The sequence below is a fragment of the Bradyrhizobium sp. NBAIM08 genome (assembly GCF_020193935.1).
Classification (GTDB): Bacteria; Pseudomonadota; Alphaproteobacteria; order Rhizobiales; family Xanthobacteraceae; genus Bradyrhizobium; species Bradyrhizobium yuanmingense.
Map to the genome: position 1 here is coordinate 1 of NZ_JADYVR010001282.1, position 385 is coordinate 385.

Genomic DNA, 385 nt, shown 5'->3' on the forward strand with positions numbered 1-385 from the left:
GCGGGCCAGGTCGCGCGCGGTGCTGGCGAGGCCCCCGACCGGGGTCATGGCGCGGAGGTCGAGCACCGGCTCCTCCCGGGGCGCGTCGTGGAAGGGCGGCACGAAGTAGCCCGTCACGTGGTCGTCGTCGACGAACCCCACCGTGGTCCGGCGCATCTCGAGGGGACGCAGCAACCGCGTGTCCAGGGACTCGATCCATGGGCGGCCGTCGAGCCTCTCGACCACCTGGCCGAGCACGGCGTACGCCAGGTTGGAGTAGTGCCACCGGGTGTGCGGCCGGCCGACCCGCTCCGCCTCGGCGAACCCGCGGACCAGCGACGCCGCGTCCGGCTGCTCAAGGGTGTCCCACACGTCACCGAGCGGCTCGCGCTGCATGCCCGAGACG

Annotated in this window: 1 protein-coding gene; it reads right to left on the bottom strand. The window is 74.0% G+C overall.

The window, feature by feature from the left end; all coding sequences use genetic code 11:
• Nucleotides 1-385 (bottom strand): serine hydrolase (locus tag I6F37_RS44535; RefSeq protein WP_225155063.1); only part of this gene is annotated, 385 nt, incomplete at both ends.